This window comes from Paenarthrobacter aromaticivorans (genome assembly GCF_019038615.1).
In the GTDB taxonomy this organism is placed as follows: Bacteria; Actinomycetota; Actinomycetes; order Actinomycetales; family Micrococcaceae; genus Arthrobacter; species Arthrobacter aromaticivorans.
Map to the genome: position 1 here is coordinate 246,584 of NZ_JAHOPC010000008.1, position 8,422 is coordinate 255,005.

The window sequence follows — 8,422 nt, forward strand, 5'->3', positions numbered from 1 at the left end:
TCCACGCTTTCACTATCCGGTTCCACCACATTTGCGCGATGAACTCCCACTCTGTCACTCCTACGGACCCGCAGCCTCATTTACATTCCCCTGACCGGGGGCAAGAATAGCGCCCATGTCCATTCTGAAGGTGCAATCCGAGTCCGAAGCCACAGGTCTGACCGCCGAAATCTACCAAGCCGATCTGCAGTCAATGGGCTACGTTCCAAGCCATACGAAGGCCATGAGCATAAACCCGGAGGCATACAAGGCGTGGCAGTCGCTGGTTAAGGCAATCGTCTCATCGCTGGGTCTGCGACGTTTCGAGCTTGTCACGCTTGCGGCCGCCCAGGCCATTGGGTCCTCCCATTGCAGATTGGCACATGGGAAGAAGACGTTGGCCATCATCGATGAGGAGCAGTTGCTCGCTGTTGCCCGGGACTACAGGGATGCCGGGCTGCCGCCGGAGGAAGTCGCGATGATGGACTACGCGGTCAAACTCAGCACCGATGCGGCTGCAATGAACGACGACGACACGCAGCAGCTTCGCGATGTGGGCTTCAGCGACCGGGAGATTGCCGACATCACCCTCGCTGCCACGGCCAGGAACTACTTCAGCCGCGCGCTACTTGCCTTAGCCGTAGACCTCGACGTGCCACCAGGAGTGACCACGGAGCTTCAGGACGCCTTGTTGACGCCGCTGCCGGCTCAAGGAGACTGAACGGCTTCGGTGTTGGCACGGTCCGCCGATGCCCCCTGCCTACGGCTTGCCAGCAGGAATGGCACCGAAATGAGCTCAATAATGCCCGCCATGGCCAGCGACGCCGGATAGCCGTAAAGGTCAGCGCCACGGCCAAGGAGCGGCTGTACCACCACACCGCCGCTGGATCCCATGAGCGAATCGAAGCTCAGAACCGTGGCGCGCTGCTTCGAGGGGATCATGTCATTGACGTACGCCTGCCGGACCGGAGTTGCCGCAGATCCGACCACAGCCCAAAATGCCAGCAGCACCAGGGCCACCCAGAAGACACGCGTGAAGCCCAGGACCAGCAAGATCACGAATCCTGCCAAACCGCCAAGGATCAGCACAGAGGTTCGTTTATGGAACAAGCGCCGGGCGTGCGGCGCAAGCCAGCCGCCCAGGATTTGCGAGCCAGCCACAATTGCAGCGGCGAGACCGGCGATGGAATAGGCCCGCGGGTCGCCATACAGGTCAAGAAGGAATGGCTGCAGGGCGTAAAACACGTAGATCCCGACGCCGGCACTAAAGGGAGCGGCCAGCATGACATACCGGACCGGCGGGTTTTTCAGGCCGTTCTCGATCGAGGCAGAGAGCACCGCGCGGGTGGCACGGAGGGGGTGGGTGGACCGCTCAGGTGAGAACCCGACGTCGTGCATTAACCCAAAGGCAACGGCGAACATGGCAACCAGAACGAAAACCCGAATAAGGAACGGAACACCAAGGTTGGTGGCTTGGGCAATCACTCCACCAGCCACCGAACCAAGCAGCATCGCCACACCCTGCACCATCTGGCCGCGGCCCAGAACGGTTTCAAGGCCGCCTTCATAGCCGGAGAAGCGCAAGGCATCCACCAGCCAGGCTTCCACGGCTCCGGAGAAGAACGTGAAGCCCAGGCCAAGGAGCACCGACACAACTGCCCACATCCAAAACGGTGCGGAAATCTGCCAAAGCACGTAGTACAAGTAGGTGGACGCGGCCAGCGTGATCGTACCAAGGAGGAATGACGCGCGGCGGCCCCAACCGTCGGCGATGACGCCTGTGGGTACCTCGAAAAGGACCATCCCCGCTGTGAAGAAGGCGTTGGCCGCGAAGGCCTCGAGGTTGCTCAAGCCTGCATCAAGCAGGAAAAGCGTGTTGATACCCCAGATGAAGGAAGCTGCCACCGTGTTGCCCAGCGTCAGCGTGAGATAGACACGTTGAATCTTTCTGGCGGCGTCGTTCAGGCTGTCGCCGCCAGCGCTGGCAGGGGTGACCACAAGCACATTGTCGTCCCCTTGCCCGGCCTCCGCCAGAGCCTGTGGGAGCAGAGCCCGTGGAACCAGCGGCCCCGGGAAGAGTTGGCTGTCAGCGTTTGCTACATTCCATGTGCCGTCGGAATATCCTGGCGCCCCATGAGGGGTATTCTGCCCGACCCCTCCGACGCTTTGGGAGAGCGCCGTGGCACCACTGCGAATTTGCTGCCGGGAGCCTGGTCCCGCTCCCGGCAGCTGCATTCATCCTTAGGCCTGGTGGCTAACCAGATCTGCCTCGGTTGCGTTCGACTTTGCCCGCTGCCCGGAATGCACGGTGGCGAAGAACGAGCCGAGTTCCGCCGTCGCGGTCAGGGGGAGGACGTTGGCAACGTATTGGTCCGGGCGGACGACCACCACCACGCCGTCGCGGCTGAGTCCGCGCAGCTCAAAGATGTCTGCTGTCGGGTCCGTGCCGAAGACCTTCTCAAGGTAGGTGAGCTTGAACGGTCCAACGGTCGGCTTGAACGCAGCGGGTACGGCGTTGATGTCTACGTTGGTGTGGTCTTGCTGGTAGATCACCTTCACGTCGAACCACGCGTCGCGGTCAGCGTCCGACGGCGTAGCGGCCAGCGGGGATTCCGGTGAGTTCGCGATCCACTCGGCAAAGTCCGCCACAGGTCCTTGGGTCCCTGCCGGTGCGGCATCGGCGAAGACGTAGATGCGCCAGCGCCCGTCTGCCTTGGCGTGGTGGCCCAGGTGCATCGGGTTCGTGTCGCAGACCCGCAGGACCGGCGCCGACTTGAAGCGCTTACCGATGGGGAAGCCCGCGGCGAGTTCCTGGTGTGTGGGCTCGGCAACAAGCATCGACGCAGCGTATTGGGTCATGAAGCCGGCGGGGAACTCGGCGGTGCGGGTGTAGAAGTTTTCAAGTTCTGTGGGGTCTTCGAACTCTTCGGGTTTCTTGGCCATCAGGGTGGACCACTGCTTGTCGAAGTCGATCAGGTTCTTGGCCACCACTTGACGCTCAGCGGAGTACGTGTCCAGCAGGCTCTCAGGGCTTCGGCCTTCCAGGACGTGCCCGAGTTTCCAGCCGATGTTGAAGCCATCCTGCATGGAAACGTTCATTCCCTGGCCGGCCTTTGCGCTGTGCGTGTGGCAGGCATCGCCGGTGATGAACACCCTCGGCGTGCGCGTCCCACGTTCCTCCGGCAGGACGTCGTCGAACCTGTCCGTAAGCCGGTGGCCTACTTCGTAAACGCTGTGCCACGCCACGTTGCGGACATCCAGCGTATAGGGGTGCAGGATGTCGTTGGCCTTCTGGATGATCTGCTCGATGGTCGTTTTCCGCACGGCGCCATGATCCTCAGGTTTAACCTCACCAAGGTCCACATACATGCGGAACAAGTGCCCACCCTCGCGGGGGATCAGCAGGATGCTTCCGCCGGCACCGGACTGGATAGCGCATTTGGTGCGGATATCCGGGAAGTCAGTGACGGCCAGGACATCCATGACACCCCAGGCATGGTTGGCCTGGTCGCCTGCGAGATGGCACCCGATGGCCTCGCGGACCTTGCTGCGCGCACCATCGGCACCGACGACGTACTTGGCCCGGATGGTGCGCTCCCCGCCTTCGTTGGGTCCCGTGGTGTGCCCAAGGGTGACACTGACCGGGTAGTCGCCAACACCAGTCACCTGGAGACCGCGGAACTCGTAGCCATAGTCAGGCTTCATGCGCGTGGGGGAGTTGGCCATGAACTCCGCGAAGTAGTCCAGCACGCGGGCTTGGTTGACGATCAGGTGGGGGAACTCACTGATACCGGTGGGGTCATCCACTGTCCGGGCCGCGCGCACGATGCGCGAGTGGTCAGCGGGGTCCGGCTTCCAGAACGCCATTTCGGTGATGCGGTAGGCCTCCGCGGTGATGCGTTCGGCGAACCCGAACGCCTGGAAGGTCTCCACGCTGCGGGCCTGGATGCCGTCGGCCTGGCCGATTGCGAGACGCCCGGGGCGCCGCTCGATGATGCGCGTCGTGATATCCGGGAACTGGGCCAGTTGCGCCGCAGCCAGCATCCCTGCAGGACCGGTGCCCACGATGAGGACGTCAACTTCGTCGGGAAGCTCTGCCGGGCGGTTGATTCCGACGCCGGCGGCCGGCTCGACTCGAGGGTCACCGGATACGTAACCGTGGTGGTGGAACTGCACGGGCTTTCCTCACTTCTTTGTGGGTTGAAATCTTTTCATGTTCTATAGTTGAACACCTTGTTCTATTATCGCTCACATAATCGTAATGCGGCTCACATTGAGGATCAAGTCTTTGCCTGGCCCGCAGACGAGGTTTAGCCCAGGTTCACGGTGATTCCGGGCAGGACGTGTCAGGATCAGGTATGCCTCGACTCATGCTCCTGGACACTGCTTCCTTGTATTTCCGCGCCTTCTACGGTGTTCCGGACTCCATCCGGCGCTCCGACGGCACACCCGTCAACGCTGTCCGCGGCCTGATGGACATGATTGCCCGCCTCACCACCGAGTATGAAGCCACCCACGTGGTCGCTTGCTGGGACAACGACTGGCGCCCGAAATGGCGGGTTGAGCTCATTCCCAGCTACAAGGCGCACAGGGTGGCCGAAATCGTGCCGGCGGGCCCCGACGTCGAAATCGTTCCCGATCCTCTCGAAGCGCAGATCCCGTTGATCCGCCACGTGCTGGATCTTGCGGGCATTGCTGTGGTGGGCATCGATGACCATGAAGCTGACGATGTTGTAGGGACGTACGCCAGCCAGGCGCAGCTGCCCACTGATGTGGTTACGGGTGATCGGGACCTATTCCAACTCGTCGATGATGATCGGGACGTCCGCGTCATCTACACGGCTCGAGGCATGAAGAACCTGGAAGTGATCACCGACGTCGTCGTTGTTGGAAAGTACCGCGTGCTGCCGCAACAGTACGCCGACTACGCCACACTGCGCGGCGATTCATCCGACGGCCTGCCGGGCGTTGCAGGTATCGGCGAGAAAACGGCCGCGTCTCTGCTCGCGGAATACGGCTCCCTTGAGGGCCTCCTGGAGGCAGCAGAGGATCCCGACGGCGGACTCTCCAGTTCCGTACGCACCAAACTTTCCGCAGCGGTCGGGTACCTCAAGGTGGCTCCCGCCGTCGTCAATGTGGTTCGCGACTTGAAGGTGCCCACCCTTGAGGAGGCAGGCGCCCAACTGCGCCCCGTGACAGGTGAGGCACGCGCTGAGCTCGAGCGCTTGGCTACGGAGTGGAACCTGGGTGGTTCAGTCAAGCGATTGCTTGCGGCCTTGGACGCCCAACCACGCCTTCACAGCTGATTTACAGCTTCACAACAGCGTGGGCTTGGGTGGGCGCCTCACTGTAGTAACAGGACGATGTTACAGATCGTCTGGAAGTTACCAGCCGTTGGGACGGCTCAGCAGCCGTTACAGTGGCGGCGGATTGAGGAGAGGCACCATGTCAAAGACCAAGAGAATCACGCTTGGCATTACAGCCGGAGCGTTGGCGCTGGGCGCGGGGCTGGGTGTCACCAGCGTTGCTTCAGCCACCACGACGCCGACGCCGACGCCAAGCACAACGTCGTCAGCCGATGCCACCACGCCCGGGCAGGGCCACGGAAGGCCCGGAGGCCACTTCCGCGGCCCCGACGGCGGTCAGCTCGCAGCGGACCTTGCCGCCAAGTTGGGAGTGGACCAGGCCAAGGTTACCGACGCGTTGAAGGCCTTCAGGGAAGCGAATAAGCCCACCACTCCACCAACTCAAGGCACCGAGGGAACCAAACCGGACCGAACGGCGCAGGAAGCAGCCTTGGCCAAGTCCCTGGCCTCAGCACTGGGCGTTGACGAATCCAAGGTCACTGCCGCCCTGGAAGAAATCCGTACTGCCGCCCAGGAGAAGCGAGCCGCTGCCCTTAAGACCCGGCTGGACAAGGCCGTGGCGGACGGCAAGCTCACACAGGCCGAAGCTGACGCCGTCACCAAAGCGGTTGAAGCCGGAGTCATAGGAGGAGGCGGCCGCTAGGGCCCTGCAACCTTCAACCGCAGAAAGGAACCACGACGCCGCTATTTGGTAGCGAGGGGGTCCCCCGGACAGTTCCAGTAACAGTTCCGGGGGATCCTTCGTGTGCCCCTTGCCACCCGTGGCCACCTTTCCGGGCCTGAACCCAGCCGCGAAAGGACACTCAAAAAGGAACCGGAAAATTCTTTCGAGAGTTTGTCGATTTCGCCTCGCACTGTTCGACCCATGAATGAGAGGGTCGAAGGGCGACCTTCCACAACACAGGAGATTGAGTGCAATGGCCAAGTACATGCTGATCATGCGGGCAACCGACGAGTCGTTCGCCAAGTTCGAGAACATCGACTTCAACGAAATCCTCGAAGCGATGGGCAAGTTCAATGATGAACTGATTCGCGCTGGAGTGCTGCTGGCTGCTGAAGGACTGGAAGATGCAAAGGAAAGCGTCGTGGTCGACTTCACCGGCGACACCCCGGTGGTCACTGATGGTCCGTACGGTGAAACGAAGGAGCTGTTTGCCGGTTACTACATCCTGGATGTTGCATCCAAGCAGGAAGCCATCGAGTGGGCCAAGCGTGCGCCGATGACCGCGGGGACCAAGACGGAGATCCGGCGGGTGACCAGCATCGACGAATTCCCCCAAGACAACGAATGGATCCAAAAGGAACGGGCTTGGCGCGAGCAGACCGGACAGCTCTAGACCAGACGGCCACTGCTTTGGGAGCACCTGACATGCAGCAACTGACTTGAGCGGTAACTGATATGAGCAGCAACTGACGTGAGCAGTAACTGACATGAGCAGCAACGAGGCAAGGGCCGCCGTCGAAGCGGTGTGGCGCAGCGAATCCGCACGTATCGTCGGCGCCCTTGCCCGCTATACAGGAGACTTTCCACTGGCAGAGGATCTCGCACAGGAAGCACTCGCAGAGGCCCTCGTGTCATGGTCTGTCAACGGCGCACCTGCCGAGCCCGTGGGATGGCTCCTGACGGCGGGTCGTCGTCGTGCCGTCGATACTTTCCGGCGGCGGGCAGCCTTGGACAACAAGTACGCGCTGCTGGCACGGGACCTCACAGAGGAAGAACCGGGTGTGGATGCGCTGTTCAACCCCCAAGCCATAGACGACGATGTCCTGGCCCTGATGTTCATTTCCTGCCACCCCATGGTGTCCAGGGAAGCCCGGATTGCCATGACGCTTCGCGTTGTGGGCGGCATGACCACGGAAGAGATCGCCAAGGCATTCCTGGTCCCGGTGCCAACCATCCAGGCGCGCATTACCCGGGCCAAGAAGACGCTTGCCGCTGCCCGCGTGCCCTTCGCAGTGCCCGAAGCCGATCAAATTCCTGAGCGGCTTGGTTCGGTACTGAATGTCCTCTATCTGATCTTCACCGAGGGAGCCTACGCTTCCGGGGGAGAAAACTGGATGCGGACCGAGCTGGCAAGTGAAGCACGTCGACTTGCCCGGGTGCTGGTCCGCGTGGCGCCGGTGCCCGAAGCATTCGGATTGCTGGCACTCATGGAACTCACAGCAGCGCGGTTCCCGGCAAGGCTCAATGCGGCCGGCCAGCCGATCCTGCTGGAAGACCAGGATCGACGTCGATGGGACCAGTCAGCAATCCGGCGCGGTCGCGCAGCACTTTCGACGGCGGCAGGCTCCGGCCGCGGGCTCGGCGCCTACGGGCTCCAGGCCTCCATCGCCGAATGCCACGCGGTGGCGTATTCGGTGGAGGACACAGACTGGGATCGAATCGTGGTTCTGTACGAGGCGCTCGGGCGACTCACGCCGTCGCCCATCATTGATCTGAACCGTGCCGTCGCAGTGTCCATGGCCTCTGGCCCTGCCGCAGGACTGGGACTCATTGACGAATTGGCCGCCCGGGGTGAACTCAAGGGGTCGCATCTCTTGCCCGCAGTCAAGGGCGAGCTGCTGTCGCGGCTTGGGCGCCATGAAGAAGCGAGCGAGGCATTTCACCAGGCTCTTGAACTTTGCTCCAACGGCGCTGAACGTTTGGCCCTTGAGCGGAAAATCCGGGACTTACAAACCAGAAAACGCCAGTAAGCGCCCAGACGGGTGCAGCCTGGCCCCTCAATATGCGCTGGCTCCTTTATGTTCGGAGGTTCTCTAATGTTCTGAGGCTCTTTTATGTTTTGAGGGGTGTGTGGTGGTGGTTGCGTCGTGGTGTTTGTTTGGGGTCGATGTGTGGGGGTGGGGTGAACCAGGGCACGCCGGTGGTGGTGGTGATGGTCCAGTTTTCTTTGTGGATGAGGTGGTGGTGGTGGCTGCAGAGCAGGGTGCCGTTGTCGGTGGAGGTGGTGCCTCCGTGTGACCAGTAGGTGATGTGGTGGGCTTCGCACCAGGGGGCGGGCATGGTGCAGTCGGGGAAGGCGCAGCCTTGGTCGCGGGCGGTGATGGCTTTGCGGATGTGGGGTGGGAAGATCCGG

8 protein-coding genes are annotated in these 8,422 nt (G+C 61.9%); 5 read left to right on the plus strand and 3 right to left on the minus strand.

The annotated features are described in order from the left end of the window. The first annotated feature begins 115 nt into the window (after positions 1-115). Entirely contained in the window at positions 116-700 is a 585-nt protein-coding gene (locus KSW38_RS14635) for a carboxymuconolactone decarboxylase family protein (protein ID WP_216925637.1), read from the plus strand. On the opposite strand, the gene KSW38_RS14640 is transcribed toward KSW38_RS14635, so the two are convergent. Further along, positions 688-1,944 (minus strand): MFS transporter, encoded by a 1,257-nt coding sequence (locus KSW38_RS14640; protein ID WP_216925662.1) that lies wholly within the window; start codon positions 1,942-1,944, stop codon positions 688-690. The genes KSW38_RS14635 and KSW38_RS14640 overlap by 13 nt on opposite strands. 276 nt (positions 1,945-2,220) lie before the next feature. Continuing rightward, positions 2,221-4,155, minus strand: a complete 1,935-nt coding sequence (locus KSW38_RS14645; RefSeq protein WP_216925638.1) for an FAD-binding monooxygenase — start codon at positions 4,153-4,155, stop codon at positions 2,221-2,223. 194 nt (positions 4,156-4,349) lie between these two features. Here KSW38_RS14645 and KSW38_RS14650 point away from each other — a divergent pair, with 194 nt between their 5' ends. The 4 genes from KSW38_RS14650 (at position 4,350) to KSW38_RS14665 (ending at position 8,039) form a co-directional block, all read left to right on the plus strand. Continuing rightward, complete coding sequence (locus tag KSW38_RS14650) at positions 4,350-5,285, plus strand: 5'-3' exonuclease (RefSeq protein WP_216925663.1); 936 nt, start codon at positions 4,350-4,352, stop codon at positions 5,283-5,285. 139 nt (positions 5,286-5,424) lie between these two features. After that, positions 5,425-5,988 (plus strand): hypothetical protein, encoded by a 564-nt coding sequence (locus tag KSW38_RS14655; protein WP_216925639.1) that lies wholly within the window; start codon positions 5,425-5,427, stop codon positions 5,986-5,988. Positions 5,989-6,262: 274 nt separating this feature from the next. After that, entirely contained in the window at positions 6,263-6,682 is a 420-nt protein-coding gene (locus tag KSW38_RS14660) for a YciI family protein (protein WP_216925640.1), read from the plus strand. Positions 6,683-6,776: 94 nt separating this feature from the next. Next, entirely contained in the window at positions 6,777-8,039 is a 1,263-nt protein-coding gene (locus KSW38_RS14665; RefSeq protein ID WP_216925641.1) for an RNA polymerase sigma factor, read from the plus strand. A gap of 82 nt (positions 8,040-8,121) precedes the next feature. Here KSW38_RS14665 and KSW38_RS14670 read toward each other — a convergent pair. Continuing rightward, positions 8,122-8,422, minus strand: a 301-nt coding sequence (locus tag KSW38_RS14670) for an HNH endonuclease signature motif containing protein (RefSeq protein WP_216925642.1), incomplete at its 5' end; no start/stop codon positions are given.